The sequence below is a fragment of the Nocardioides sp. Soil_C_8 genome (assembly GCF_057656315.1).
Genome location: NZ_JBDGKQ010000001.1, coordinates 268,008 through 293,678, shown reverse-complemented (window position 1 = coordinate 293,678; position 25,671 = coordinate 268,008). Strand labels below are relative to the sequence as shown.

Below are 25,671 nucleotides of genomic sequence, written 5' to 3'. Positions count from 1 at the left end.
CCCGCAGCCTCCGACGCCTGCCTTCCCCAGCCGGCGTCGAGGAGCCGTGGGGCCCTTCTGGCCGCAACGCTAGGGCCGGCCAGCAGCGCGGTCAACGGGTCCGTCTCCACCCCTGTGGACAGGCCTGTGGAGATGGTGTGCACCGCGGACCGACGGCCGTGGACGACGCCCCGGCGCGTGGGGAGGACCCTGTGCGCGACACGCCCGGCGCGGGCGCCGTACTGTGCGGGTGACCAGCGGTTTCACCCGAGTCGGGCCTGTGGAGGAGAAGAAGTTGGGCGAGGAGTCGACGGTGCGGGGCCCGGTGGCGACCCTGCGGCGCATCGCGTTCCTGATGGAGCGCCAGCGCGAGGAGACCCGCCGGATCGAGGCCTTCCGCAAGGCGGCGCGCACGATCCTGCCGCTGCCCGAGGAGGAGGTACGCCGTCGCGCGGGCGACGGCACGCTCACCGAGCTGCCGGGCATCGGGCCGAGCACCGCCGCCGTGATCACCGACGCGTGCAACGGCGTCGTCCCGGAGCGCCTCACCAGGCTCGAGGCCACCGCAGGACCGCTCGCCCACGGTGGCGAGGAGCTGCGCGCCCGGCTGCGCGGCGACCTGCACTCCCACTCCGACTGGTCCGACGGCGGCTCCCCGCTGGAGGAGATGGCGATGACCGCCATGGAGCTGGGGCACGACTACCTCGTGCTCACCGACCACAGCCCACGCCTGCGGGTGGCCAACGGGCTCAGCGCCGAGCGGCTGACGCGGCAGCTCGGAGTGGTGGACGCCGTCAACGAGCACCTCGGCGGGTCGTTCACGCTCCTGAAGGGGATCGAGGTGGACATCCTCGACGACGGGTCGCTCGACCAGACGCCGGAGATGCTCGGCCGCCTCGACGTCCGCGTCGCCTCCGTGCACTCCAAGCTCAAGATGGACGCCGGCCCGATGACGAAGCGGATGGTCGCCGCCGTCCGCAACCCGCACACCAACGTGCTCGGCCACTGCACCGGTCGCTTGGTGACCGGCAACCGTGGCGTGCGGCCGCAGAGCCAGTTCGACGCGAAGGCGGTGTTCACCGCGTGCGCGGAGGAGGGCGTGGCCGTGGAGATCAACTCGCGACCCGAGCGCCGCGACCCGCCCACGCGGCTGCTCGAGCTCGCCCGTGACCTCGGCTGCCTGTTCTCGATCGACTCCGACGCGCACGCCCCCGGCCAGCTCGACATGCTCGACTACGGCGCCGCGCGCGCCACCGAGGCCGGGATCGACCCCGACCGGATCGTCACCACCTGGGAGCGCGACCGGTTGCTCGAGTGGGCCGCGGCCCGTCTCTGAGCGCGGCGGCCCCAGCGCGTCCACCCCTGGGTGTGGGTGGTGGGGGTTAGGTTCGGCACATGAGCACCCCGGCCAGCACGCCCGACGTGGAGGTGCGCCGCTCGCGCCGCCGCCGCCGGACGGTCTCGGCCTACCGTGACGGCGACCGGATCGTGGTGCTCATCCCCGCCACCATGAGCAAGCGCGACGAGGCGACGTGGGTCGCCGACATGGTGGCGCGCATCGAGCGGCAGGAGAAGCGCCGCCGGCGCTCCGACGACGACCTGGTCGCCCGCGCCGCCAAGCTCAACGACCTCTACTTCGGCGGCCTCGCGGTCCCTGCCTCGGTGCGCTGGGTGACCAACCAGAACGCCCGCTGGGGGTCGTGCACCCCGGGCGACCGCACCATCCGGCTCAGCGACCGGCTGCAGAAGGTGCCCGGTTGGGTCGTCGACTACGTGCTCGTCCACGAGCTCGCCCACCTGCTGGAGTCGGGCCACACGCCCGCGTTCTGGGCGTGGGTCGACCGCTACCCCCGGGCGGAGAAGGCGAAGGGCTACCTCGAGGGCTACTCCGCGGGTGCCCGGCTCGAGCCGCCCCCCGGCGTCGACGAGGGCCGGGACGAGGACTGAGCCGAGGACAGCCGGGCGCGCGCCCGCTCGACCGCGGCCTCGACCAGGACGTACATGTCGTCGAACGTCGCCGGCAGCGCGTCGACGGGCCACCAGCGCACGTCGAGCGACTCCTCGCTCGTGGCGTGGGAGGCGTCCGGCTCGGCGGTGGCCAGGAAGCGGACGTCGAGGTGGTGGACGGTGCCGCGGTCGGAGCAGAACTCCACCGCGTGCTCGTCGAGCGACAGCGGCTCCTCGTCGAAGTCGAACGCCGTCAGCCCGGACTCCTCCACCAGCTCCCGCCGGGCGCCGGCGGCGAGCGAGGCGTCGCCCGGCTCGAGGTGGCCGCCGAAGGCCAGCCACGCGTCGGCCTTGCGGTGGTGGTTGAGGAGCACCGCGCCGGCGTCGGGGGAGACCACGATCGCCCCGGCCGTGAGGTGGTCGGGGAAGCAGGCCTTGGCCAGGCCGTCGGGGTGCGCGGCCAGGTGGGCGAGGTAGCGCTCGCGCAGGACCTCCTGCTCAGGCGTCGGCGCGACCCATCCCGCCAGTGTGGCGACCGCGCTCGTGTGGAGGGTCACTCGCCGGGACGGGTGCCGCTGTCGCCCCCGTCGAGCAGGTCGCGCAGCCCGGCGTCGAACTCCTCGTCCGACAGCTCGCCGGGCGTCACCGAGTCCTCGCGGAAGCCGAGCGGGTCGTCGAGGTCGGCGGCGGTGGGCAGCAGGTGCGGCGACATCCAGACGCCGTCGCGCGCCTCGGTGCCCTGACGGGTGCGCAGCGATCCCCACAGCGTCGAGGCGTCGCGGAGCCGGCGGGGCCGCAGCTCGAGCCCGACGAGGGTCGCGAAGGTCTGCTCGGCCGGGCCGCCCGCCGCGCGCCGACGGCGTACGGTCTCCTGCAGCTTGGCAGCGGCCGGCATCCGCTCGGCCGTGGCCTGGCTGACGACCTCGTCGACCCAGCCCTCGACGAGCGCGAGGGTCACCTCGAGCTTCTCGAGCGCGGCCTTCTGCGCCGCCGACGGCTCGGGGTCGAACAGCCCGCCCGCGAGGGCGTCCTGCATCGCCTCGGGGTTGGTCATGTCGACCTCGCGGAGCTTGGTCTCCATCCCGGAGGTGTCGAAGTCCATGCCGGCGCCGTACTCCGAGACCGCCCCGATGAGGTGGTCGCGCAGCCACGGCACGCCGGCGAACAGCCGCTGGTGGGCGGCCTCGCGCAGGGCGAGGTAGAGCAGCACGTCGTCGGTGGAGACGTCGGGCAGCTCCTCGGCGAACGCCGCCACGTTGGTGGGGAGCAGCGCCGCCTTGCCGATCGGGCCGAGGGGCAGGCCGATGTCGGAGGCGCTGAGCACGTCGCCGGCCAGCGCACCGAGGCCGCTGCCGACCTGCGAGGCGACCATCGCGCCGCTCGCCTTGCCGAGCATCGCCATCAGGGGACCGGCGAGCTGCTTCATCTCCTCGGGCATCGCCTGGCCCAGCGCCTGGGTGGCGGAGCCGGCGATCGGCTCGACGAGCACCTTCCACACCGGGATCGTCTCGACGATCCACTCGGCGCGGGACCACGCGGCGGTGGTGCTCACGCCGGAGGGGAACTCGGTCGTGGTGTCGAGCCAGTGGTCGGCGAGGCGCACGGCGTCGGCGACCGCGGCCGACTGGGCAGGGCTGACGGTCGGGTCGGGCTCCTGCGCCGCGGCGCGCCGGGCCAGGTCGGTGACCGTCTCCCAGTTGACCGGGCCGTCGTGCGGCGCGAAGAACGACTGCATCTGCGCCATCAGCGAGTTGAGGTCGGGCAGGCCGCCTCCCGGGCCGAACCCGCCCATCTGGGAGAAGATCTGCTCGAAGGGCGTGCCCTTGAAGGGGTTGTCGTCGTCGGGGCCCTGACCGGACGATCCGGGACCACCGGGGGTGTCACTCATGGCGTCCACGGTACTCACCGCGCCCAGCAGCGGCACGCCTAGACTCGGCCGCGTGAGCGACCCCTCGTCCGATCCCGTGCGCCTCGTCGACATCCGCGACACCCCGCTCGACGTGGCCGAGGTCCTCGACGCGCTCGGTGACGCCGGCGCCGGTGGGCTCACCCTGTTCGTCGGCCAGGTCCGCGACCACGACGGCGGCAAGGGCGTCACGGCGCTCGACTACTCCGCGCACCCGACCGCGCTGGCCCGGCTGCAGGACGTCTGCCGGCGGGTGGCCGCCGACCACGACGTACGGGGCGTGGCGGCCGTGCACCGGGTGGGCGAGCTGCGCATCGGCGACCTCGCGGTCGTCGTCGCGACCACCGCCGCGCACCGCGGCGACGCCTTCGCGGCCTCGCGCGCCCTCATCGACACGCTCAAGGCCGAGGTGCCGATCTGGAAGCACCAGGTCTTCGACGACCGGACCGAGGAGTGGGTCGGCACGCCGTAGGGCCTCCCGCCGCGCGACCCCCGCGGCACCTACCCTCGTCGCGTGGAGATCCTGCTGTGGCTCGTGCCGTCGGCCGTCGTGGCCGTCGTGGCGATGGTGTGGGTGTCGTGGGCCGGGCGTGACGGTCGCGGCGAGGTCGACCGCGACGTCGCCGTCGAGCGCCTCGGCCGGGCCCTCACCAAGGAGCCGCCGGCCGGCACACGTCGTACGTCGGCACGGGTGCGCGACCGCAGCACCGGCATCGCCGTGCGGCCGAGCCACGGGGCGGGGTCGGGCGACGGCGCCACCCGTCGCGCGTCCTGACCGACGGCTGGGCGACGGCACGTTGCGGGCGAGTTGCCGCCGTTTGAGAGAGTTGCGCCCATGAGTCAGCGGACCAGGGCGGGACTGCTCGCACTGTGCCTCCTGGCCGTGCTGTGGGCGACGGCTGCGTTCGTGCCGCTGCCCTACGTCACCTACTACCCCGGACCGACGGTCGACATACTCGCCGAGGACGGCGGGGACGAGATCGTCCAGGTCTCCGGGCACAAGGCCTACCACGACGACGGCGAGCTGCGGATGACGACCGTCTACGTCAGCTCGCCGCAGGAGGACGTCAGCCTCCCCGAGCTCCTGCGCGCCTACTTCGACCCCGACGCGGCTGTCTGGCCGCGCTCGTCGATCTACGCCCCCGACGAGACCGACGAGTCGAGCGACCAGGAGTCCGAGGCCGCCATGGTGTCCTCGCAGGACACGGCGGTCGCGGCCGCACTCACCCAGCTCGGCGAGAAGGTCGACCCGCTGGTCGAGGTCCTCGCCGTGACCCCGGGGATGCCCGCCGACGGCAAGCTGGAGGTGCGCGACGTGCTGCTCCGGGTAGGCGGCACCAGGATCACCGACGCCCAGGACGTCGTCGACGCCGTGGACGCCGCGTCGCCCGGTGAGCCGCTCCCGTTCGTCGTACGACGCGGCAAGAAGGAGGTGACCGTCGACATCACCCCGGAGGAGGTCGACGGGGACCCCCGGATCGGCATCACCCCCGGCATCGGCTTCGACTTCCCCTTCCAGGTCAGCGTCGACATCGCCGACAACATCGGCGGCCCGAGCGCCGGGCTGATGATGTCGCTGGCCATCTTCGACACCCTCACCCCCGGCTCGCTGACGGGCGGTGCCCACATCGCCGGCACGGGCACCATCACGCCGGCCGGCAAGGTCGGACCCATCGGCGGGATCCAGCAGAAGATCGCAGCCGCGCGCGACGCCGGCGCCGAGCTGTTCCTCGTCCCGGCCGACAACTGCAACGGCATCGGGGGAGTGGACCCGGGCGACATGCGCCTGGCGAAGGCCACCACGATGGACGGCGCCGTCACGACCCTGGACGCGTGGGTCGCCGACCCCGACACCGACCTCCCGAGCTGCGAGGAGACCGCCTCATGACGAGCCCCACCGACCCGACGCCCGACGCCGTCCCCGAGCCCGGCGCCCCCGACGCGCTTCCCGAGGACCCGGCCCTGGCCGCGGCGGTCCTCGAGATCGAGGCGCACGTCGCCCAGGACGGGTGGGACCAGCCTGCCCGGCTCTACGCCCTCGTGGACACCGCGACGCTCGTGGCCCAGGAGCCTGCCCTCGCGGCGGCGATGGCGATCGACGGACCCGGCGACGACGGCTCGTTCACGCCGATCGAGCAGGACGGCCTGCCGCCCGGGCAGGTGCTCGAGGACGCGCTGCACACCATCGCCTGGCCGGAGAGCGTCACCGGGTGCGCGGCCGTCATCGAGCGGCTCGTGCTGCCGCCCGACGTGGACGACGAGATCCCCGACGACCCGACCGCCGCCGAGCTGTTCGCGCGCGAGCACCCCGACCGTCAGGAGGTGCGCATGGTCGCCGGCGTGACCCGCGCCGGGGCGTCGTACTGCGCCCTGCGCCTGCGCGCCCACGACGACGAGCAGTCCGTGGTCAACGGCACCGAGCTGGTCCCCGGCCTCCTCGAGCTGCTCCACGCGACGCTGCAGGACCCCTCGCACGACCCCCACGACCTCACGCACGACACCCAGCCCCGCCCCGACGAGAACCCCTGAGGCCATGAGCAATCCCTTCGACCGACCCAGCGGACCCAGCGGACCCGACGGCCCCCAGCGCCCCGGGGGCAACGGCGGCGCCGGCGGCGCGCGGCCGGCCACCACGTCGCGGCGGCCCGGCGCCCTGGTCATCACCGCGATCATCCTCGTCCTGGCCTTCATGCTCCTGAGCGCGTTCGCGTCCTTCTGGACCGAGCGCCTGTGGTTCGGCTCCGTCGGCTACGAGGGGGTCTTCACCACCCTGCTCCTCACCCGCATCGGGTTGTTCTTCGTCTTCGCCGGGCTGATGGCTGCGGTCGTCGCGGTGGCGATGGCGATGGCCTACCGCTTCCGCCCGGTCCTGTGGCCCGGCATGCCGGGGATGCCCGACGACGGGATGGACCGCTACCGCGAGCTGCTCGGTCCGCGGATGGGCTGGGTCATCGGGGCAGCGGCCGCGGTGATGGGTCTCTTCGCCGGCGCCTCGGCGTCGGGGCAGTGGCGCAACTACTCCCTGTGGCGGCACAGCAAGGACTTCGGCACGACCGACCCCTACTTCAAGAAGGACGTCGGGTTCTACGTCTTCGACCTGCCGTTCTGGCACTACATCGTCGACTTCGTGATGGCCCTGGCCGTCGTCGGTCTCATCGCCTCGCTGCTGATGAACTACCTCTTCGGCGGCATCCGGCTCTCCGCCCGTCCGGGGGAGCGGCTCACCAGCGCCGCGCAGATCCAGGTCTCCGCGCTCCTGGCGCTCTTCGTGCTGGCCAAGGCCGTGGACTACTGGCTCGACCGCTTCGACCTGGTGACCAACTCCGGCTCGATCTTCACCGGCATGGGCTACACCGACGACAATGCCGTGCTGCCCGCCAAGGAGATCCTCGCCGGCATCGCGATCGTCTGCGCCCTGCTGTTCCTCGCCAACATCTGGCGGCGCACGTGGCTGCTGCCGTCGGTCGGCGTGGCGCTGTTCGCGCTCTCCGCCATCATCCTGGGCCTGATCGTGCCGACGCTCGTCCAGGCGATCCGGGTCAACCCCAACGTGCCGGACCGTGAGGGCCCCTACATCAAGGCCAACATCGACGCGACGCGTGCGGCCTACCAGCTCGACCAGATCGACGTGCGCGACGTCGGCAGCTCGTCCGTCGACGACATCCGTGACGACCAGGGGTCGCTCAACAGCAGGACCGACGGGATCCCGCTCGTCGACCCGCAGATCGTGAGCGAGATCTTCGAGCAGCAGCAGCAGGTCCGCGCCTACTACTCGGTGCCCAACGTGCTCGACGTCGACCGCTACGAGATCGACGGCAACGACCGGGCCGTGGTGCTGGGCGTGCGTGAGCTCGACCAGAGCGGTCTCGCCGAGGGCGACCAGAACTGGTCCAACCTCCACACCGCCTACACCCACGGCAACGGCGTGATCGCCGCCTACGCCAACCAGCGACCCGAGGACGACTCGGAGCAGCAGACCGGCATCCAGTGGGCCGAGGGCCAGGAGGCCGACGAGGACGCCCTCACCCGCCTCGCCGGCGAGGACGGCTACGAGACGCGCGTCTACTTCGGTGAGCAGAGCCCCAGCTACAGCATCGTCGGCCAGCGGCCCGGCGGGGCGCCGGTCGAGTTCGACCTGCCGCGCGGGGACCGCAGCGACGAGGAGGTCGCGACGACGTACGACGGCAAGGCGGGCGTCCCGATCGGCAACATCTTCAGCCAGCTGCTCTACGCCGTGCGCTTCAGCGAGCCCAACCTGTTGCTGTCGAGCCGCGTGCACGAGAACTCCAAGATCCTCTACGACCGCAACCCGCGGCAGATGGTCGAGAAGGTCGCCCCGTGGCTGACCGTGGACTCCGATCCCTACCCGGCCGTCGTGGACGGGCGGATCCAGTGGATCCTCGACGGCTACACGGTCACCGACAAGTACCCGCTCTCCCAGCGCGAGTCGCTCGAGGAGATGACCGACGACTCGCTGCAGCAGAACACCGGGTTCCAGACGCTGCCGACCGACGAGGTGAACTACCTCCGCAACTCGGTCAAGGCCACGGTCGACGCCTACGACGGCACGGTCAACCTCTACGAGTGGGACGAGGAGGACCCGATCCTCAAGGCGTGGAAGGAGGTCTTCCCGGACGTCGTGCAGCCCAAGGCGGACATTCCCGACGCCCTGACGGAGCACCTGCGTTACCCCGAGGACCTGTTCAAGGCCCAGCGCTTCCAGTTCCAGCGCTACCACGAGACGTCGGCCTCGGCGTGGTTCGAGGGCTCGAGCCGCTGGGAGGTCCCGAGCGACCCGCAGCGCACCACCCGCCTGCAGCCGCCGTACCGCCTCTTCACCGACACCGGTGACGGCGAGACGTGGTCGCTGACCTCCGTCTACGTGCCGCGGCGCAAGGAGAACAACCTCGCGGCCTACATGGCGGTCAACAGCGACGCGACGAGCGATGACTACGGCAAGGTCTCGGTGCTGCAGCTGCCCAACGAGCCATCGGGCGGTCCGCTGCAGATCGCCAACACGTTCGCCACCAACGAGGACGTCAGCCAGGCCCTGCTGCCCTACACGACCGGCGACGCCGACCGGGTGCCCGGCAACCTGCTGACGCTGCCGATCGGGGACACGTTCATGTACGTGCAGCCGGTCTACACACGTCGAGCCGGTGAGTCGAACTTCCCGATCCTGCGCTTCGTGCTCGTCTCGTACGAGAACCGGGTCGGCATCGGCACCACGCTCGTGGGAGCCATCGAGGACGCGTTGACCGCCGACGCGTCGACGGACGGTTCGACCGACGGGTCGTCCGAGACGCCGACCGAGGAGCCGACGCCCACCGAGGAGCCGACCACCGAGCCGTCGCAGTCGCCCGGCTCGCAGCCGAACCAGCCCGGGGAGCAGGCCAACGTCTCCGAGCTGCTGCAGCAGGCGGAGGACAAGTTCGCCCAGGCCGACGAGGCGCAGCGCGCGGGTGACACCGTGCGGTGGGCCCGGCTGATGGAGGAGGGGCGCCAGCTCGTCGAGCAGGCCGTGCGCCAGCTGGGCTGACCCCCGATTTGGGCTCGGCCCGACACCCCTGTAATGTTCTGTTCACCGACGCGGGGTGGAGCAGCTCGGTAGCTCGCTGGGCTCATAACCCAGAGGTCGCAGGTTCAAATCCTGCCCCCGCTACACAGGAGAAACCGCCCGTGACCTGCAGGTCACGGGCGGTTTCGTATGTCCCAGCCGTCGCGCTTGCCGCGGGGGCGGAACGGCACCTACTGCTCGACCACCTTGCGGAGGGTGTCCATGGCCCTCCTCACGGCGTCGCGGGCCACGTCGATGCGCGCTGCGTCCGAGGGGGCTGCGCGGGTGCGGGCCCGGTCCAGCTCGAGCGTGGCCGCGAACAGGTCCTGGAGCACCTCGGAGTGGAGCGCGTCGAGGATGCGTTCGTGCTCCTCGATGCGGGCCAGGCGTTCGCTGCGGCGGATGTTGCAGACCTGGCTCTGCGAACCGGGCTGGGTGGAGAGGTCGGTCACGGCCATCTCCACCCACGACCAGCCGTCGTCGGTGCGGACCCGGAGCTCGCCGACCCGCTCGGTCCCGCTCGGGTCGACGGCCAGCAGCAGCGCCTCGAGGTCCTCGTGGTCCTCGGGGTGGATGCGGTCCGTGATGAGCGTGCCCACGATCTCGTCGACCGGCCAGCCGAAGAGGTTCGAGACCGCCGGACTGGCATAGCTGATGGCGTGGTGCGCGTCGACCAGGACCGCGGCGTCGCTGGAGCGCTCCATCAGGTGCCGGACGGCCTCGCCGAGGTTGAGGGAGGCGCCGACGATGCCGATCAGCTCGCCGTCGCGGTACACGCCGGTGTCTGTGACCAGCGCGTGCAGCACCTCGCCCCCGCGGCGCCGGACGGGGAAGCCGCCGGACCAGGGGCGGCCCTCCTGCAGCGCCGCCATGATCTCCGCGGCCGCCTGCTGGGAGATCTCGGGCACCGTCACCTCGGTGACGTCACGCCCCAGGGCCTCGGGGGCGGGCCAGCCGTACAGCTCCTCGGCGGCGGCGTTCCAGAACACGACGGACCCGCGCACGTCGGTCGCGATCACGGCGTGCCCGAGCGCCTGCAGCAGCTCGTCGGGAGACGGCCGCGCGGGACGTGTCCCGGTGTTCATGGAGCCAGTGTGCGGCTCGGACGTCGCGCGGACACGGGGCGAAAGACCCGGACCGAACGGTCCTCCCCGCCTCGTCGGGAACGGCGTAGAAGGTTCAGTCCACCGACGTGCGCGGGGCCGGCAGCGCAGGCTCCGGCTCCGGCGGCGGGGCGGGGAGCATGGTCGTCACCAGGAAGGCCGCGACGACCGCCACGATGACCTGGGGGGTCACCGAGACCCCGTCGGCGCCGAGCAGCAGGGTCGCCAGCAGCGTGGAGGTGAGGGGGAGTCGCAGCATGGCGGCGGACATCGCGCCGATCCCCATGCCGATCGCCGGCGCCAGGTCCATGCCGGGCAGCCCGGAGACGGCGATGCCGAGGGCGGCGCCGATGAACATCGCGGGGAAGACCGGTCCGCCGCGGAACGCGCTCAGCGCGAGTCCGTACGCCAGCGTCTTGCAGGCCGCAAGGAGGAGCAGGACCCCGGTGGAGTACGTCGTTGCGTGCGCGACCAGCTCGGGCAGGGCGTCCTGGCCGGAGAACAGCACCTGGGTGAAGCTGTGGTCAGAGACCAGCTGGTAGGCCATCGCGGTCGAGCCGATGGCCGCTCCGAGGGCCGTGGTGACCAGCACCCGGTTGACGTGGACCAGTGGTCGCAGCGACAGGCCGATCCAGCGGATGAGCCAGCCGAGCAGCGCGCATCCGACGCCGATCGGCAGGGCCCACAGCATCGTGGCGATGGTCGGCTCGGTGGCCGGCGGGACGGACGTCAGTGACAGCGAGAAGTTCCCGAGGCCGGTCCAGCTGTTGAGGCCGACGAACACCAGTGCCCCGACGCCGGAGGCCAGCAGTCCCGGCAGTGCCACCAGGATCAGCGTCGCGCCCCCGATGCCGGCGGCCTCCATGATGAGGAACGCGGCGAGCACCGGGGATCCGAGCAGGGTGCTGATCGCCGCGAAGCTGCCGGCCGAGGCCATCACCGTCAGCGCCATCGGCGGCGCGTCCCTCCTCGCCAGGTGCACGGTCAGCGCCGCGAGCCCACCGCCGACGGCGATCAGCGGTGCTTCCGGCCCGAGGACGGCGCCCAGGCTCAACGTGGCCAGCGAGGCCAGGATGATGCCGGGGAGCTCCCTGGGTGTGGGCGGACCTCCGCCCGTCTGGAACCCGAAGGCGGGGGAGTGACCGCCCGTGCCCGGCAGGTGGCGGATGGTGAGGCCGGTCAGCAGCCCGCACACGGCCAGCCAGGGCACCGGCCACCACGCCGGTGCACCTCCCGCGAACGCCGCGTCGGGCAGGTCCACGAAGACCAGCTCCTGGATCTGGGCCACGAGCGCGAGGAAGCCGTAGGCGACGACCGAGATGGGCGCGCCCAGGGCAGCGGCGAGCAGCAGGGCCGTGAGGTACGGGCGCGAGCGGACGACGGCCGCCGGCTCCACCGCCGGCGGGGCGGACGCCGCCGGCGGGTCGCCGTGCCCGTGCGCCGGCGGCGTCAGTAGCCCGTCCCCTTCTTGGTCTGCTCGCGCTCGGCGTGGGCCGTCCCACCCTTGGTGTCGAGGGTCGCGCACGCGTCCGCGATGTCGCGGGTCAGGCGCTCGACCTGCTCACGGCTCATCGTCTCCTTGACGAGGGCACGCATGATCTTCACGTGCTCGGCGTTCGGGGGGAGGGTGTAGGCGGGCACCATCCAGCCGCGTTCCGCGGACAGCTGCCAGGCGATGTCGGACTCGTCGTAAGACGTGTGCTCGCCGGCGAGCCGGAAGGCCACCAGGGGCAGCTGCTCGGCGTCGGCGCCGATCACCTCGAACCGGCCGCCCTCGCGCAGGTTGGCGGCGAGCGCGTCGGCGTTCTGCTTCATCTGCTTCATCACGTACGTGTAGCCGTCGCGCCCGAGGCGGACGAAGTTGTAGTACTGCGCGAGGACCATCGCGGCACCGGTCGAGAAGTTCAGCGTGAAGGTGGCGTCGAGCTTGCCGAGGTAGTTCTCGTAGAAGACCAGGTCCTCGGCGAGGTCCGACTCCTGGCGGAAGACCAGCCAGCCGATGCCGGGGTAGACCAGTCCGTACTTGTGCCCTGACACGTTGATCGAGCGCACCTGCTCGAGCCGGAAGTCCCAGGGCGAGTCGGGGTAGAGGAACGGCCACACGAACCCGCCGCTGGCGCCGTCCACGTGGAGAGGGATGTCGAGGTCGCGCCTGCTCCTGATGTCGAGCAGCAGGTCGTTGATGCCGACGATGTCGTCCATGTGACCGGTGAAGGTGGTGCCGAGGACGGCCGCCACGCCGATCGTGTTCTCGTCCAGGTGGGGCTCGACGTCCTCCGGGCCGATCGTGTACTTGTCCTTGGCCAGCGGGATGATCCGGGGCTCGACGTCGAAGTAGCGGCAGAACTTCTCCCACACCACGTGGACGTCGCCACCGAAGACCAGGTTGGGCCGGTCCGTCGGCAGGTGGGCGGCCTGCCGGCGCTCCTTCCACTTCCACTTCAGGGACAGCGCACCGAGCATGATCGCCTCGGACGATCCCTGCGTACGGCACCCGGTCGTCGGGCCCGGAGCGTGGAAGAGGTCGGCCAGCATCCGCACGCAGCGCTGCTCGATCTCGGCCGAGATCGGGTACTCCGCGTGGTCGATGAAGTTGCGATGCAGGTTCTCCGCGATGATCCGCTGCGCCTCCGGCTCCATCCAGGTCGTGACGAAGGTGGCCAGGTTGCGCTGCGGGTCCCCTTCGAGGGCCAGGTCCTCGCCCAGGAGCCGCATCGCGTCCGTGGGACGCATCCCGCTCCGGGGGAAGGACGTCGCCGGGGCCTTCTCGGTCAGGAAGCGGTTGCCGAAGAGCGTCTCGGCGTCACGCTGGCTCAGTGTGCTCATGGGCTTGCTGCACCACCATTCTTGTCGGGGTCGGTCGGTCGAATGCCTGGATGACGCCGCCGATCGCGAAGCAGACGGCGCCGGCGAAGGTGCCCCAGTTGACGAGACCGGTGTTGATCTCGCTGGACGTCGCGGGGCGCACGAAGGCTGCGAGCCCGGCCAGGAGGAACAGCACCGAGCCGAGCTGGTTCACCGCCACCACCCACCAGCCGATGTCGTGGACCCGCACCACGACGTGGCCGTCGCCGACGTCGAGCATCGCGAGGTGGCCGGAGACGAGGAAGCAGACGCACCCGATCATGTCGGGCAACCAGATCCAGCCGTTGGACTGGCGGGGAGTCAGCCCCTCCGCGAAGGCGGCGACCAGGCTGACCGCGAAGAACAGGGTCCCGACGAACAGCACGACCGCGCTGCGCCAGTCGCGCTGGTCCGGGCGGTTGCCCCACCACCGCATCCCGTCACGTGGGTCACCGGGCCGGCGCTCGGCCGCGTTGACAGCGAGCAGGACCGAGGCGTAGCCCCCCAGGCTGAAGAAGAACCCGCCGACCAGGTACGTCGTGTTCACCGACACCAGCGCCGCATCACGCTCGGCCAGGAACGCGCCCAGGGCGAACAGGCTGCCGCCCAGCACGAAGGCGCAGGCGGCCACGAGGTTGGTGCTGACGAGTCGTCGTCCCACAGTCGCGTACCTCAGCCCCTGGGTAGATGGCCCGGCCGTCAGCCAGTACCTCACGACTGCGAGCGCGGCTGCCTCATCCGCTGCGGGTGACTCGGCACGGCGTCCGCGCCCCTAGTGTCGGCGGATCCTCGACCCCCCCGCGAAGGAGATCCCCCCATGTCCAGACGGTTCCACCTGGCCGTGTCGGCGGCCGCGACGGCCGCCCTGCTCGGTGCCATGACCAGCCCACCGGCGTACGCCGATCCGAACAACAACACCGTCCGCAAGCTCACCAAGGCCGTGACCGTGGACGGCGTGATGGACCACCTCGAGGCGTTCCAGGACATCGCCGACGAGGACGGCGACCGGGCCGCCGGCCGCCCGGGACACCGGGCGTCGGTCGACTACGTGGTCGACCAGCTCGAGGCCGCAGGCTACGACCCGACGGTGCAGGCGTTCGAGTTCCCCTACGAGGAGGACTTCTCCGAGCTCGTGCGGATCTCGCCCAACCCCCGCGTGTTCGAGCAGGACAGTGAGTTCCTGCGCAACGGCTTCGACTCGGGAACCCCGGAGGGCACCGCGACGGGGACGCTCTTCGTCATCCCCGCCTCCGACGCGACCGATGGTTGCGAGGCCGGCGACTTCGCCGGGATGGCGGCCGGCCAGATCGCGCTGATCCAGCGCGGCGGGTGCGGGTTCGCCATCAAGGCCCTGGCCGCCCAGACGGCGGGTGCGGCCGGAGTCATCATCTACAACAACACCGCCGGCATGATCAGGATGATCGGCGACGCAACCGGGTTGACCATCCCGGCGGTCTTCGCCAGCCAGGTCGCCGGCGAGAACCTCGCGACCACGCCTGGTGCGATCGTCAGGGTGAAGGTGGACTTCACCTCCGAGCCGCGGACGGCGTACAACGTGCTCGCCGAGACGGCCAGCGGCAACGACGCCAACACCGTCATGGCAGGCGCCCACCTCGACAGCGTGCAGGACGGTGCCGGCATCAACGACAACGGCTCCGGCAGCGCCGCACTCCTCGAGACCGCCGTCCAGATGGCCAAGGTCAAGCCCACCAACACCGTGCGGTTCGCCTGGTGGGGTGCCGAGGAGGAGGGACTTCTGGGGTCCACGTACTACGTCGGGCAGCTGACGCCCGCGCAGCGACAGGACATCGCGCTCTACCTCAACTTCGACATGGTCGCCTCGCCGAACTACATGTTCGGCGTCTACGACGGCGACAACTCCGGCGGGACAGCGGCTCCCGGATTCATCCCCGCGGGCAGCGCCCAAATCGAGGACGTCTTCGAGAAGTTCTACGCCGACCGCGGGGAGCCGTCGCAGGACAGCGAGTTCTCCGGCCGCTCCGACTACGGGCCGTTCATCGCGGTGGGCATCCCGGCCGGCGGCCTCTTCACCGGCGCGGAGGTGCCCAAGTCGGCGGCGGAGGCGGCGCTGTACGGCGGCGTGGCGGGCGCGTCGTACGACCCGTGCTACCACCAGCCGTGCGACAACCTGACCGGAGCGGGGCAGAACACGGCGCTCTACGACCAGCTGCGGGAGGACTACACCCTCGTCGGCAACATCAACGTGCACGCGCTGGACGTCAACTCCGACGCCATCGCGACCGCGGTGCTGACGTTCGCCTACGACACCTCGAGCGTCAACGGCGCGCCCGGGCACCCGGGTCGCGGCCTGGTCAAGCCCGGTGTGGCCGAGCGGACCCTCGCCGCGATCAGCAACCTGCGCGCCCGCTGATCGACGACGGCGTACGACGGACCGGTCAGGCCGAGACCAGGCCTGGCCGGTCCACCGGGGCCGGCGCGTCGGCGCGGGAGCCGGTGCGCTCGGCGCCGATGCCGGCGGCCACGACCAGCAGGATGCCCGCGACGGCGATGGCGTTGGGCACCTGGCTGAGCACGAGGAAGCCGATCACCAGGGCGAAGGCGGGCTCGAGCGCCATCAGGGTGCCGAAGGCGCCGGTGGTGAGCCGGCGCAGCGCGCGCAGCTCGAGGGCGAAGGGCACGACGGGCAGCAGGATCGCCAAGCCGAGGCCGTACAGCATCAGCTGCGGTGTGAGGTCACCGACGACGCCGGGGCCGGCGACGACGGTCGCGACGAGGGCGGCGACGGGCATCGAGACAGCGAGCCCACCGAGCCCGCTGACGGCGTCACCGACACGCTGCGTGAGCAGGATGTACGCCGCCCAGCACGCGGCGGCGCCCAGTGCGCAGGCCACCCCGACCGGGTCGGCCGCGCCGGTCCAGGGCTGGGTCAGGAGGAGCACCCCGACGGCCGCCACCGCTGCCCAGGAACGTCCCACGCCACGGCTGCGCCAGACCGCGATCGTCAGCGGGCCGAGGAACTCCAGCGCGCTGGCCATGCCGAGGGGGAGGCGCGCCACGGCGGCCATGAAGAGCAGGGTCACTCCGGCGGTGACGACGCCGAGCGCGACGCCCGACCACAGCGCCTCGCGCGAGTAGAGGGACAGACGGGGCCGGACGATGACCAGCAGGAGGATCCCGGCCCAGAAGAGCCGGATCCAGGCCGCGCCGGAGGCGCCGAGGTCGTCGATGAGGCCGACCGACACGGCGAGACCGAGCTGCACGCAGAGCATCGAGGCGACGGCCATGGTCGCGCCCGCGCGGGCCGTGGAGCCGTGGGTGGAGCGAGGGGTGGTGGAGGGCATGCAACCAGTAGAGACGCCCGAGACCGTTCGCGTCCACGTGACTTTGCTGGACATTCCGTTCGCAAACTCGACACAATAAGTCATGGACGTCCGTCGCCTCCGGATGCTGCTCGAGCTGTCCCGCCTCGGCTCGATGCACGAGGTCGCCGACGCGCTCGCCACCACCACGTCGAGCGTCTCGCAGGGGATCGCCGCGTTGTCCCGCGACGTGGGGAGTCCGCTCCTGGAGCCCGACGGCAGGCGGGTGCGGCTCACCCCGGCCGGCCGACGGCTGGCCGACCACGCCGTCACGATCCTCGCCGCGGTCGAGGCGGCCCGCCTCGATCTCGACCCGACCGCGGAGCCGGCGGGCGTGGTGCGGGTGGCGGGGTTCGCGTCGGCGATCCGGAGGTCGCTCCTGCCGGCCATCGACCACCTCCGCTCGACCCATCCCCGCATCGAGGTCCGGATCCACGAGTACGAGCCGCTCGAGTCGCTCGACCTGCTGGCGCGCGACGACGTCGACCTGGCCCTGGCCTACGACTACGACCTCGCTCCGGCGGAGTGGCGGGACGACCACGTCGTCCAACCGCTGTGGGACCTGGAGTGGGGGATCGGCGTGCCGACGCGCGACCGGCACCTGGGGCTCGCCGACCTCGCCGACCGCGACTGGATCGTGAACTCGCGCAACACCGCCGACGAGGACGCGCTGCGCACGCTGGCCTCGCGAGCCGGCTTCATGCCACGGGTCGTGCACCGCATCGACTCGCTCGAGCTGGTCGACGACCTCGTGGTGGCCGGACGGGGCGTCGGCCTCCTCCCGCGGGGGCGTGCGTCGAGGCGCGGCGTGAGCGTCGTACGCCTGCGGGACCCGGAGGTGCGCCTCCGCGCCTACGCGGTGACCCGGCGCGGACGGGGAGGCTGGCCGCCGCTGCGCGCGGTGACCGACCGGCTCGTCACCGGCTGAGGGCAGGGGGCGTCAGAAGGCGTACCGGATCCGGCACCCGGGCAGCTTCTCGTCGACGAGGTCGGTCAGCTGCTGCACCCAGCGTCCCTTCCACCCGGTGCGGTAGCGCACGTTGACCTGCCCGCTCTGGCTGCGCTTGACCTCCTGGAGGTCCGGGCGCCACAGCAGCTCCTCGCCCCGGGGGTGCCAGCCGAGGTTGACCTCGTGGAGCGCCTCGTTGTGGGTCAGGAAGACGACCTCGGCCGCGAGCTGCGCCCGGGTGCGGGCGTTGGTGCCGTCGGCGACCTGCTCGAGGAGCTCGGCCCACTCGGCGAGCCAGGTCTCGTGCACGATCACCGGGCTGAGGTTGAGGTGCACCTCGTAGCCCGCCTCGACGAAGTCGTCCATCACGGCGATGCGGTCGCGGATCCGCGAGGTGCGGACGTCGACCGCGCGCGAGGGACCCTCCGGCATCAGGCTGAAGCGGACGCGGGTGCCACCGCGCGGGTCCCACGTGAGGAGGTCGCGGTTGACCAGCTTGGTGGCGAAGCTGGCCTTGGCGTTCGGGAGCCGGGCGAAGAGGTCGACGAGGTCGCGCACGTTGTCGGAGACGAGGGCGTCGGCCGAGCAGTCGCTGTTCTCGCCGAGGTCGTAGACCCAGTCGACGGGGTCGCACTGGTTGGGCTCCGGCTTCACGCCCTGCCGTCCGGCGTGGCGCTCGAGGTAGCCGAGGATCGCCTCGATGTTGGCGAACACGGTGATCGGGTTGGCGTAGCCCTTGCGCCGGGGCACGTAGCAGTAGGAGCACGCCATGGCGCACCCGTTGGCGGTGGACGGCGCGATCCAGTCGCTCGAGCGCCCGTTGCGGCGCGCGGAGAGCGACTTCTTCTCGCCCAGGACGAGGACCTCCCGCTTGTTGCGCACCCAGTCCTCGACCGCTCCGGCGTTGCCGTGGAGCCCCGGGATCGCCTGGTGCGACAGCACCTCGATGCGCTCGGCCTCGGGGAACCGGGCGAGGACCTCGCGGGCTCGTGGGAAGCGCTCGATGTCGCGCTCGTGGTAGATCCGGCGGACGTCGAGCAGGCGGTCGGCCAGCTCCGCCGGCAGACGCGTCATCCGGTGGCTCCGGTGCTCAGTGCCGCAGCACCTTCTCCATCGGTCGGCCCTTGGCGAGCTCGTCGACCAGCTTGTCGAGGTAGCGGATCTGTCGCATCAACGGGTCCTCCACCTCCTGCACCTTGACCCCGCACACCGAGCCGGTGATCTGGTCGGAGAGCGGGTTGAGCCGCGCCGCGGCGAAGAAGTCCTCGAAGGTCGTGCCGGCGTCGAGGTGAGCCTGGAGCTGCGCCCGGTCGAAGCCCGTCAGCCACTCGATGACCTCGTCGACCTCGTCGCGGGTGCGCCCCTTGCGCTCCGCCTTGGCGACGTAGTGGGGATAGACCGCGGCCACGCTCGTGGTGAAGATCCGGTGCACGTTCCGAGGATAGGTCGATCCACCGACGTCGGTCGCCGTACGGCGCGGTCAGCCCTTGTCGGTGTCGGCCGCCCGTTGCAGCACCTCGGACTCGCTGGCCACGGACTTGACCGTGGCCGGGTCCACCAGCGGCTCGGTCCCCGGCTGGTGCAGGTCGGTGTCGGTGGTGTCGGGGTTGAACCCCTCACCCGCGGCAGGGATGCCCGACGGCGTGGTGATGTCGTCGTCCGTGCCCGCGTCGAGCTCGGCCTCCACCTCCGCCTCGCTCAGCCCGAGGGCAGGCGCGAGCACGGCGGCCTGCGCGGACGGTGCCTTCTTCGCGGGTGCCTTCTTCGCTGCGGGCTTCTTGGCGGGAGCCTTCTTCGCGGGAGCCTTCTTCGCAGGTGCCTCCGGGGCAGCGCTCTCCTTGGCGGGCGGTGTCACGACCTCCGCGACCGGCTCGTCCGCGAGGCGGTCTGCGCGCCGGTCCGTGGGCCACGGCGCGGCCGGGGCCGGACCCGAGCCCGACACCTGCTCGATGACCCGACCCACGACGCGGGCCGTCGTACGCACCCCGGTCGTGGCGATGCCCACGGAGGTCCCGATGACGGCGGCGGCGGCGTGGGCGGGGAGCGTGACTGCTCCGGAGACCAGGCGGATGGGGTTCACCAGCGATCCTCTCGTCAGGCGTGATGCGGTCGACGTGTCGATGTCCGTACCCGATTCGCTGCGCTCCACACGGTGACCTGCGCCACCTCCGAGCAGCCCGCCATTCGGGTGGGGCCGCGTGTGCGACGCGGATCTGCGGGTACCGAGCGAGCCTACCCACCCGCGTCGAGACGACTCGGCGTCGAGAGAGGAGCACCTCCATGGCAGAGAACACCCGTCTCCGGTCCCGGTCCACCGCGTCAGGGACGCCCGTCCAGGCCGCCGCAGCCCTCGTGGGCGCCGTCTTCCTGCTCGTCGGCGTGCTGGGCTTCATCCCCGGCATCACCACCGACAGCGGCGGCATGGAGGCGGCCGGGCACGAGTCGCACGCCGAGCTGCTCGGCATCTTCCAGGTGTCGGTCCTGCACAACGTGGTCCACCTGCTCTTCGGTGTCGCCGGGATCGCGCTGGCAAGGAGGGCGTCGACCGCGCGGGCCTTCCTGGTGGGAGGTGGGGCGATCTACCTCGTGCTGTTCCTCTACGGCCTGGTCGTCGACCAGGAGTCGCAGGCCAACTTCGTCCCGGTCAACACGGCCGACAACTGGCTCCACCTCGTCCTCGGCGTCGGCATGATCGCCCTCGGCATCGTGCTCGCGAGGCGACCCGGCACGACCGGTGTCGGTCGCTGAGCCCACACCGTCCACGATGACGACCGGCGACCGGCTCCACTTCATCGGCACCGCGACGACCGTGATGTCGTTGGGCTCCTTCACGCTGCTGACGGACCCCAACTTCCTGCACCGCGGCCAGCGGGCCTACCTGGGGTGGGGCCTGTCGTCGCGCCGGCTCACCGACCCGGCGATCGAGCCGGAGGCGCTGCCGGCCCTCGACGCAGTCCTGCTCTCGCACCTGCACGGCGACCACTTCGACCGGGTCAGCCGCGAGCGCCTGGACCGGTCCGCGCCGGTGCTGTCCACGCCGCACGCCGTACGCCGTCTCGGCTCGTGGGGCTTCGACGCGCACGCCCTGGAGACCTGGGACCAGCACGTCCTGACCAAGGGTGCCGAGGAGCTGAGGGTGACTGCGGTCCCGGCAGTCCACGCCCGCGGCCTGCTCGGGCGGATGCTCCCGCCGGTGATGGGCAGCGTGCTCGAGCACTCCGTGGACGGGCAGGTACGACGCCGCGTCCACGTCAGCGGCGACACGTTGACCGGCGACCACGTCGACGAGGTCCGCGAGCGGTTCCCCGACATCGACGCGGCCGTCGTCCACCTCGGCGGCACGAGGGTGCTGCTGCGCACCGTGACCATGGACGGGCCGATGGGCGTCGACTTCGTCGAGCGCACCAGGCCGCGGGTCGTGGTGCCGGTGCACCACGACGACTACACCGTGTTCCGGTCGCCGCTCGGCGACTTCGTCGAGCGCGCCGGCGCCGCAGGCCTCGCCGCCCGCCTGCGCTGCCCCGAGAGGGGTGGCGTCGTCAGCCTCGACCCCGCCGGCTGAGGTCCCCACGCAGCGAGCCGGCCCGCCCCCGTGAGGGGACGGGCCGGCTCGTTGCGGTGGGTGTGCCGGGTCAGGACTGGGTCTGCGAGCGGACCTCGTCCACTCCCGACTGCCCCTCGGACTTGACGTTGCTCGCGCCCTCGGCGGCCGTGTCCTTGACCTCCTGGGCGGCGTCGGCGGCCGTGTCCTTGACGTTCGCAGCGACGTCCTGCGCCACGGACTTCGCCTGGTCGACGACCGGCTGGCCGTGCTCCTTGGCGGCGTCGACGACGTGACCGGCGGCCACGGCCTCCTTCTCCGAGGCGGGGATCAGGGCCGCGACGATCACGCCGGCGCCGAAGGCCACCAGGCCGGCCGCGAGCGGAGCGCCCTGCACCTTGTCCTGGGCGCCGCTGACGGCGTCCGAGGCGGTGCCCTTGACCGAGTCGACGGCCCCACCGGCGGAACCCGTGGCGGACCCGGCCGTGCCGGATGCCGACGACTTCACCCCGTGGGCAGTGCCCATCACCTTGTCGCGCACGCCGAGCACGCGGCTGCGGGCCGCCTGCTTGCGCCGCTCGACGATGGCCGAGGGGCTCACCCGGTCCTGCAGGGCGTCGACGTCGGCGGTCATCGACTGCCGCGTCTGCTCGATCTCGGACCTCAGTTCTTCTGTGCTCTGGCCCATGCTGCGTCCTCCTTGAGTGTCTGCTGCGTCTCGGGCAGCTGCGGGTGTGCGTTCTTGAGCTCCTTGCGGCCCCTCGCCGCGAGGACGGCGCCGACGATCGCCCACAGGATGGTGACGATCAGGAACGCCAGCTCGACGGGCATCCAGTTGTCGAGGAGGTAGGCCAGGGCGAACGAGCCCAGGATCAGCGCGAGCAGGCCGGACACACCGGCACCGCCGAGCATCCCGGCGCCCTTCCCGGCCTTGGCGGCCTCCTCCTTGAGCTCGGTGCGTGCCAGCTCGAGCTCCTGCTTGACGAGCGTCGTCAGGTCGTTGCTCAGGTCACCGACGATCTGGCCGAGGCTGCGCCCGTCCTCCACGCCCGGACCACCGACGGCATGCGAGCCGGACGGGCCGGCCGCACTCGTGGGGGGAACCGGGTCGAAGCCCTGGGCCCCTGTCACGGCGTGTCCTGGGTGCGCTGGCCCGGGAGCCCGGTCGAGGAGGAGTCGAGGCTCGACGGCGTCGTCAGCGTCGGGTCCGGGGCGGGGGTGTCGTACCCCGTCGTGCCCGGGCTGTCGGTGCTCGACTGGCCCGCCAGGGGTGCTGCCCCGCCGGCCGTGCCCATCGGGCCCGTCCCCACGCCGGTGGTGCTGTAGGTCGGGTCGGTCGGGCGGCCGCCGTACGTCGTCCCGCCCGCGCCGCCGGACTCGGCGAGCGACGCCGCGGCCGCGCCGTCGGCGGTCGCGCGGAACATCCGCCCGGCGACGACGCCTGCGGCGAGCGCGCCGAGGAGGAACGTCCCCGGGCGACGTCGCGCGAAGTCACGGGCGTCGTCGAGGAGCTGTCCCGGGTCGCGGTTCTCGAGGTGGCTGCCGAACGCCCGGACCCGGTCGGAGACCTCCTGGGCGAGGTCGGTCGCCAGGCCCTGCGAGGGGCCCTGTCCCTGCGCCATCTGCTGCAGGTCGTCGCCCAGGGTGCGCAGGGTCTGCGACAGCTTGTCGCGACCGGTGGTGGCCTGGTCGTTCAGCTGGCTGGTGACCTGCCGCTTCGCGTCGCCCACGACGTTGCGGGCCTGCTCGGCCGCGGTGCCGGCGACGTTGAGCGCCTCGTCCTTCGCAGTGCCGGCCACCTGCTTGCCCTGGTCGGCAGCCGTCGACGCGGTGTCCTTGGCCTTGTCGGTGGCGCTGGTGTCGCCGCTGCCCGAGTCGTAGCCGCTCGAGCCGTAGCCGCCAGTGCCGGTGGTGCCGGTGGTGCCGGTGGTGCCGGCGCCGCTGGTGCTCAGTGGGTCGTTTCCGTAGGTCGTCATGCGTCCTCCTCGGAGTGGGTGGGGGTGCTGCCTGCGTCGGGGTCGGGGTCGGGGTCGCTGGCCGGCTCGGAGTCCGGCTCGAGCTGCTCCTGGTCCGGCTCCTCGCCAGTGGGCGTCGGGGGATCCGCGTCCTGGTCGTGGGGGGATTGCTCGGTCATGCGCGCTCCGTACCCACCGGAACTCGTCGCACTCCACCCGTTCGGAGGCATTTCCAGGTGCAGTCCCAGATGCATGTCAGTGGGGGCGGCGGGGCACTGGGAGCGATGGCTGCTCTCCTCCAGCACACTCCCCGCCAGCGGTCGTACGCCGACCTGACGGACGCCGAGGTCGAGGAGATCGGCCGGACCCTGGACGCCCTGCGCGAGGAGGTCCTCGCGGACCGCGGCGCAGCGGATGCGGCCTACATCCGCCGCGTCATCGCGGTCCAGCGCTGCCTCGAGGTGGCGGGCCGCGTGGTCCTCCTGGGCAGCCGCAGCCGCACCGCGTGGTGGCTGGGAACGACCTCGCTGGCGCTCTCGAAGGTGCTCGACAACATGGAGGTGGGGCACAACGTGCTCCACGGGCAGTGGGACTGGATGCGTGACCCCCGCATCCACTCCTCGACCTGGGACTGGGACCACGCGTCGGCACCCGCGCAGTGGCGGCGGGCCCACAACGACCGGCACCACGTGAACACCAACGTGCTCGGCAAGGACAACGACCTCGGCTACGGCATCCTGCGCGTCGACGAGGCGCAGGAGTGGCGGCCGCGCCACCTCGTCCAGCCGCTGTGGAACCTCGTCAACGCGCTGATCTTCGAGTACGGCATCGCGATGTACGACCTCGACCTCGGCGAGTCGCTCCGCTCGGGCGACGGCTTCACGCCCGAGCAGAAGGCCGAGATGCGCACGACGGGGCGCCGCGCCGCCCGCAACGCGCTGCGCGACTACGTGCTGCACCCGCTGCTGTCGGCGCCCACCGGGTCGGCCCGCTCCACCCTGACCGCCAACCTGGTCGCCAACGTGGCTCGCAACGTGTGGAGCCACTCGGTCATCATGTGCGGCCACTTCCCCGAGGGCGTGGCGACGTTCGAGGTCGCCGAGCTCGACGAGGACGAGACGCGCGGACGGTGGTACCTCCGCCAGATGCTCGGCTCCGCCGACATCTCGGGCCCGCCGCTGCTGCACGTGCTCTGCGGCAACCTCTCCCACCAGATCGAGCACCACCTCTTCCCGGACCTGCCCAGCAACCGCTACCGCGAGATCGCCGGACCGGTGCGGGAGCTCTTCGAGCGCCACGGCCTGGCGTACAACACCGCGCCGCTCTGGCGGCAGGTCGCCAGCGCCTGGAAGAAGGTCGTCCGGCTGTCGGTGCCGCCCCGCCGCTGACCCGGTCCGGCGCGCATGACGTCGCCTCCCGTGGGGCACCTGTGCGCCATGACGAGCGGGATGCCGGGGGTGCCGTCGCACGCGCCGGGCGGCGAGTTCTCCGTCGGCGTGGAGGAGGAGCTGATGCTCGTCGACGACCGCGACGAGCTGCTGGGAGCCGCGGCCGCACCGCTCGTGGAGTCGATGTCGCAGACCGTGCCCGACGCGGGGGTGGTCACCGGCGAGATCTACGTCGACCAGGTCGAGCTCAACACCCCGGTGTGCCGCAGCGCCGACGACGTGTGGCGCTCCCTGCGTGACCTCCGGGCCCTCGTCGGCAAGCACGGCGGCCGCGTCCTGGCGGCAGGCGTGCACCCGACGGCGCCGGTCGGGGTCCCCGACATCGCCACCTCGCCGCGCTACGACCGCATCATCGACGAGTACGCCGGCCTGCTGCGCACGCCGACCGCGGCCCTGCAGGTGCACGTGGGACTGCCCGACGAGGACACCGCGATGCTGGCCTACCGCGGCCTGCGCAACCGGCTGCCGCTCCTGCGCGCCCTGGCGGCGGGGTCGCCGTACTGGCACGGGCTGGACTCCGGGCAGGCCACGGCCCGGGCGGCCATCATCCGCTCCTACCCGCGCACCACCATGCCGCCGCTGCTGCGGTCGTGGGACGACTACGTCGCGCGCACGGAGGCGCTGATGGCGGCGGCCGAGGCGTCCGACCACACCTACGTGTGGTGGGAGATGCGTCCACGACCGCTGCTGGGGACCCTCGAGGTGCGGGTCATGGACGCGGTGCCGTCCCTGTCGGCCGTCGCCGCCCTCACCGCCCTCGTGCAGGGGATCGCCCGTCGTGCGGTGGAGTCACCGGACGACGTCGACCTCGACGACGACGTGCTCGCCGTCAACGACCACCGGGCGGCCCGCTACGGCCTCGACACCCGGGTCGTGGACGTCGACCGCTCGCTGCGACCCCTGCGGGACATCGCCGGCCGCGTGGTCGCCGAGGCGCGCGCGGTGCTGGCCGGCGACGGGAACGACGCGCCCCTCGAGCCGCTCGAGGCCGCTCTCGCCCGCGAGACCGAGCCGAACCGCCAGCGACGGGTGGTGGCGGCCGGTGGCATGCCAGCCCTCCTCGCCGACCTCGTCGCCCGCACCACCGACCTGGACGGCTGA

At 72.1% G+C, this 25,671-nt stretch carries 27 protein-coding genes and 1 tRNA gene; 14 read left to right on the top strand and 14 right to left on the bottom strand.

Annotated elements, in window-relative coordinates; all coding sequences use genetic code 11:
- Positions 1-229: 229 nt before the first annotated feature.
- Both AC3A3L_RS01530 and AC3A3L_RS01525 read left to right on the top strand, forming a co-directional pair.
- A complete protein-coding gene (locus AC3A3L_RS01530) occupies positions 230-1,315 on the top strand; it encodes a PHP domain-containing protein (protein ID WP_487638269.1) in 1,086 nt (361 codons plus the stop codon).
- Positions 1,316-1,374: 59 nt separating this feature from the next.
- On the top strand, positions 1,375-1,926 hold the full coding sequence (locus tag AC3A3L_RS01525; protein ID WP_487638268.1) for a M48 metallopeptidase family protein: 552 nt from the start codon (positions 1,375-1,377) through the stop codon (positions 1,924-1,926).
- Here AC3A3L_RS01525 and AC3A3L_RS01520 read toward each other — a convergent pair.
- Both AC3A3L_RS01520 and AC3A3L_RS01515 read right to left on the bottom strand, forming a co-directional pair.
- Complete coding sequence (locus AC3A3L_RS01520; RefSeq protein ID WP_487638267.1) at positions 1,863-2,483, bottom strand: NUDIX hydrolase; 621 nt, start codon at positions 2,481-2,483, stop codon at positions 1,863-1,865. The genes AC3A3L_RS01525 and AC3A3L_RS01520 overlap by 64 nt on opposite strands.
- Positions 2,480-3,814 carry a zinc-dependent metalloprotease gene (locus tag AC3A3L_RS01515; protein WP_487638266.1) on the bottom strand — a complete coding sequence of 445 codons (1,335 nt, stop codon included), beginning with the start codon at positions 3,812-3,814 and terminating at the stop codon, positions 2,480-2,482. Before AC3A3L_RS01515 ends, AC3A3L_RS01520 begins: the two co-directional genes overlap by 4 nt.
- A gap of 52 nt (positions 3,815-3,866) precedes the next feature.
- On the opposite strand from AC3A3L_RS01515, the gene AC3A3L_RS01510 reads away from it, so the two are divergent.
- The 6 genes from AC3A3L_RS01510 (at position 3,867) to AC3A3L_RS01485 (ending at position 9,494) form a co-directional block, all read left to right on the top strand.
- On the top strand, positions 3,867-4,304 hold the full coding sequence (locus AC3A3L_RS01510; protein WP_487638265.1) for a molybdenum cofactor biosynthesis protein MoaE: 438 nt from the start codon (positions 3,867-3,869) through the stop codon (positions 4,302-4,304).
- Positions 4,305-4,346: 42 nt separating this feature from the next.
- Complete coding sequence (locus AC3A3L_RS01505; protein WP_487638264.1) at positions 4,347-4,607, top strand: hypothetical protein; 261 nt, start codon at positions 4,347-4,349, stop codon at positions 4,605-4,607.
- 60 nt (positions 4,608-4,667) lie between these two features.
- A complete protein-coding gene (locus AC3A3L_RS01500) occupies positions 4,668-5,720 on the top strand; it encodes a YlbL family protein (protein ID WP_487638263.1) in 1,053 nt (350 codons plus the stop codon).
- The gene (locus tag AC3A3L_RS01495) at positions 5,717-6,361 is read left to right on the top strand and encodes a PPA1309 family protein (RefSeq protein WP_487638262.1); all 645 of its coding nucleotides are present in this window, start codon (positions 5,717-5,719) and stop codon (positions 6,359-6,361) included. The genes AC3A3L_RS01500 and AC3A3L_RS01495 overlap by 4 nt, the downstream gene beginning before the upstream one ends.
- A 4-nt stretch (positions 6,362-6,365) precedes the next feature.
- Positions 6,366-9,371: a UPF0182 family membrane protein gene (locus AC3A3L_RS01490; protein ID WP_487638261.1), complete on the top strand. Its 3,006-nt coding sequence runs from the start codon at positions 6,366-6,368 to the stop codon at positions 9,369-9,371.
- Between the two features lie 49 nt (positions 9,372-9,420).
- A tRNA-Met gene (locus AC3A3L_RS01485) sits at positions 9,421-9,494 on the top strand.
- 86 nt (positions 9,495-9,580) lie between these two features.
- On the opposite strand, the gene AC3A3L_RS01480 is transcribed toward AC3A3L_RS01485, so the two are convergent.
- The 4 genes from AC3A3L_RS01480 to AC3A3L_RS01465 form a co-directional block, all read right to left on the bottom strand.
- Complete coding sequence (locus AC3A3L_RS01480) at positions 9,581-10,474, bottom strand: PAS domain-containing protein (protein ID WP_487638260.1); 894 nt, start codon at positions 10,472-10,474, stop codon at positions 9,581-9,583.
- A 94-nt stretch (positions 10,475-10,568) separates the two neighbouring features.
- Positions 10,569-11,888, bottom strand: a complete 1,320-nt coding sequence (locus AC3A3L_RS01475; RefSeq protein ID WP_487638259.1) for a chloride channel protein — start codon at positions 11,886-11,888, stop codon at positions 10,569-10,571.
- 53 nt (positions 11,889-11,941) lie between these two features.
- A complete protein-coding gene (gene gad / locus AC3A3L_RS01470) occupies positions 11,942-13,318 on the bottom strand; it encodes a glutamate decarboxylase (RefSeq protein ID WP_487638258.1) in 1,377 nt (458 codons plus the stop codon).
- Positions 13,296-13,997 carry a hypothetical protein gene (locus AC3A3L_RS01465; protein ID WP_487638257.1) on the bottom strand — a complete coding sequence of 234 codons (702 nt, stop codon included), beginning with the start codon at positions 13,995-13,997 and terminating at the stop codon, positions 13,296-13,298. The genes gad and AC3A3L_RS01465 overlap by 23 nt, the downstream gene beginning before the upstream one ends.
- Before the next feature lie 156 nt (positions 13,998-14,153).
- Here AC3A3L_RS01465 and AC3A3L_RS01460 point away from each other — a divergent pair, with 156 nt between their 5' ends.
- Entirely contained in the window at positions 14,154-15,728 is a 1,575-nt protein-coding gene (locus AC3A3L_RS01460) for a M28 family peptidase (RefSeq protein WP_487638256.1), read from the top strand.
- 25 nt (positions 15,729-15,753) lie between these two features.
- On the opposite strand, the gene AC3A3L_RS01455 is transcribed toward AC3A3L_RS01460, so the two are convergent.
- Positions 15,754-16,659, bottom strand: a complete 906-nt coding sequence (locus tag AC3A3L_RS01455; protein WP_487638255.1) for an EamA family transporter — start codon at positions 16,657-16,659, stop codon at positions 15,754-15,756.
- 82 nt (positions 16,660-16,741) lie between these two features.
- Here AC3A3L_RS01455 and AC3A3L_RS01450 point away from each other — a divergent pair, with 82 nt between their 5' ends.
- On the top strand, positions 16,742-17,605 hold the full coding sequence (locus AC3A3L_RS01450) for a LysR family transcriptional regulator (protein WP_487638254.1): 864 nt from the start codon (positions 16,742-16,744) through the stop codon (positions 17,603-17,605).
- Positions 17,606-17,617: 12 nt separating this feature from the next.
- On the opposite strand, the gene AC3A3L_RS01445 is transcribed toward AC3A3L_RS01450, so the two are convergent.
- The 3 genes from AC3A3L_RS01445 to AC3A3L_RS01435 are packed head-to-tail and all read right to left on the bottom strand — an operon-like array spanning position 17,618 to position 19,706.
- Positions 17,618-18,700 (bottom strand): spore photoproduct lyase family protein, encoded by a 1,083-nt coding sequence (locus AC3A3L_RS01445; RefSeq protein ID WP_487638253.1) that lies wholly within the window; start codon positions 18,698-18,700, stop codon positions 17,618-17,620.
- A 16-nt stretch (positions 18,701-18,716) separates the two neighbouring features.
- Positions 18,717-19,058 carry a DUF2200 domain-containing protein gene (locus AC3A3L_RS01440; RefSeq protein WP_487638252.1) on the bottom strand — a complete coding sequence of 114 codons (342 nt, stop codon included), beginning with the start codon at positions 19,056-19,058 and terminating at the stop codon, positions 18,717-18,719.
- A 48-nt stretch (positions 19,059-19,106) separates the two neighbouring features.
- Positions 19,107-19,706 carry a hypothetical protein gene (locus AC3A3L_RS01435; protein ID WP_487638251.1) on the bottom strand — a complete coding sequence of 200 codons (600 nt, stop codon included), beginning with the start codon at positions 19,704-19,706 and terminating at the stop codon, positions 19,107-19,109.
- A gap of 200 nt (positions 19,707-19,906) precedes the next feature.
- On the opposite strand from AC3A3L_RS01435, the gene AC3A3L_RS01430 reads away from it, so the two are divergent.
- Together AC3A3L_RS01430 and AC3A3L_RS01425 are read left to right on the top strand one after the other, a co-directional pair.
- The gene (locus tag AC3A3L_RS01430; RefSeq protein ID WP_487638250.1) at positions 19,907-20,374 is read left to right on the top strand and encodes a DUF4383 domain-containing protein; all 468 of its coding nucleotides are present in this window, start codon (positions 19,907-19,909) and stop codon (positions 20,372-20,374) included.
- Positions 20,375-20,390: 16 nt separating this feature from the next.
- Positions 20,391-21,188: an MBL fold metallo-hydrolase gene (locus tag AC3A3L_RS01425; RefSeq protein ID WP_487638249.1), complete on the top strand. Its 798-nt coding sequence runs from the start codon at positions 20,391-20,393 to the stop codon at positions 21,186-21,188.
- 70 nt (positions 21,189-21,258) lie between these two features.
- Here the strand turns inward: AC3A3L_RS01425 and AC3A3L_RS01420 are convergent, their stop codons facing one another.
- Genes AC3A3L_RS01420 through AC3A3L_RS01405 form a run of 4 tightly spaced genes read right to left on the bottom strand, consistent with a single transcriptional unit; the run spans position 21,259 to position 23,301 of the window.
- Positions 21,259-21,855 carry a DUF3618 domain-containing protein gene (locus AC3A3L_RS01420; protein WP_487638248.1) on the bottom strand — a complete coding sequence of 199 codons (597 nt, stop codon included), beginning with the start codon at positions 21,853-21,855 and terminating at the stop codon, positions 21,259-21,261.
- Positions 21,831-22,298, bottom strand: coding sequence for a phage holin family protein (locus tag AC3A3L_RS01415; protein WP_487638247.1), 468 nt, complete (start codon positions 22,296-22,298; stop codon positions 21,831-21,833). The genes AC3A3L_RS01420 and AC3A3L_RS01415 overlap by 25 nt, the downstream gene beginning before the upstream one ends.
- Entirely contained in the window at positions 22,295-23,143 is an 849-nt protein-coding gene (locus AC3A3L_RS01410) for a hypothetical protein (RefSeq protein ID WP_487638246.1), read from the bottom strand. Before AC3A3L_RS01410 ends, AC3A3L_RS01415 begins: the two co-directional genes overlap by 4 nt.
- Positions 23,140-23,301 carry a hypothetical protein gene (locus AC3A3L_RS01405; RefSeq protein ID WP_487638245.1) on the bottom strand — a complete coding sequence of 54 codons (162 nt, stop codon included), beginning with the start codon at positions 23,299-23,301 and terminating at the stop codon, positions 23,140-23,142. The genes AC3A3L_RS01410 and AC3A3L_RS01405 overlap by 4 nt, the downstream gene beginning before the upstream one ends.
- A 105-nt stretch (positions 23,302-23,406) precedes the next feature.
- Between AC3A3L_RS01405 and AC3A3L_RS01400 the strand changes: the two genes are divergently transcribed.
- Positions 23,407-24,510, top strand: coding sequence for a fatty acid desaturase family protein (locus AC3A3L_RS01400; RefSeq protein ID WP_487638244.1), 1,104 nt, complete (start codon positions 23,407-23,409; stop codon positions 24,508-24,510).
- A 48-nt stretch (positions 24,511-24,558) separates the two neighbouring features.
- Complete coding sequence (locus AC3A3L_RS01395; RefSeq protein ID WP_487638243.1) at positions 24,559-25,671, top strand: carboxylate-amine ligase; 1,113 nt, start codon at positions 24,559-24,561, stop codon at positions 25,669-25,671.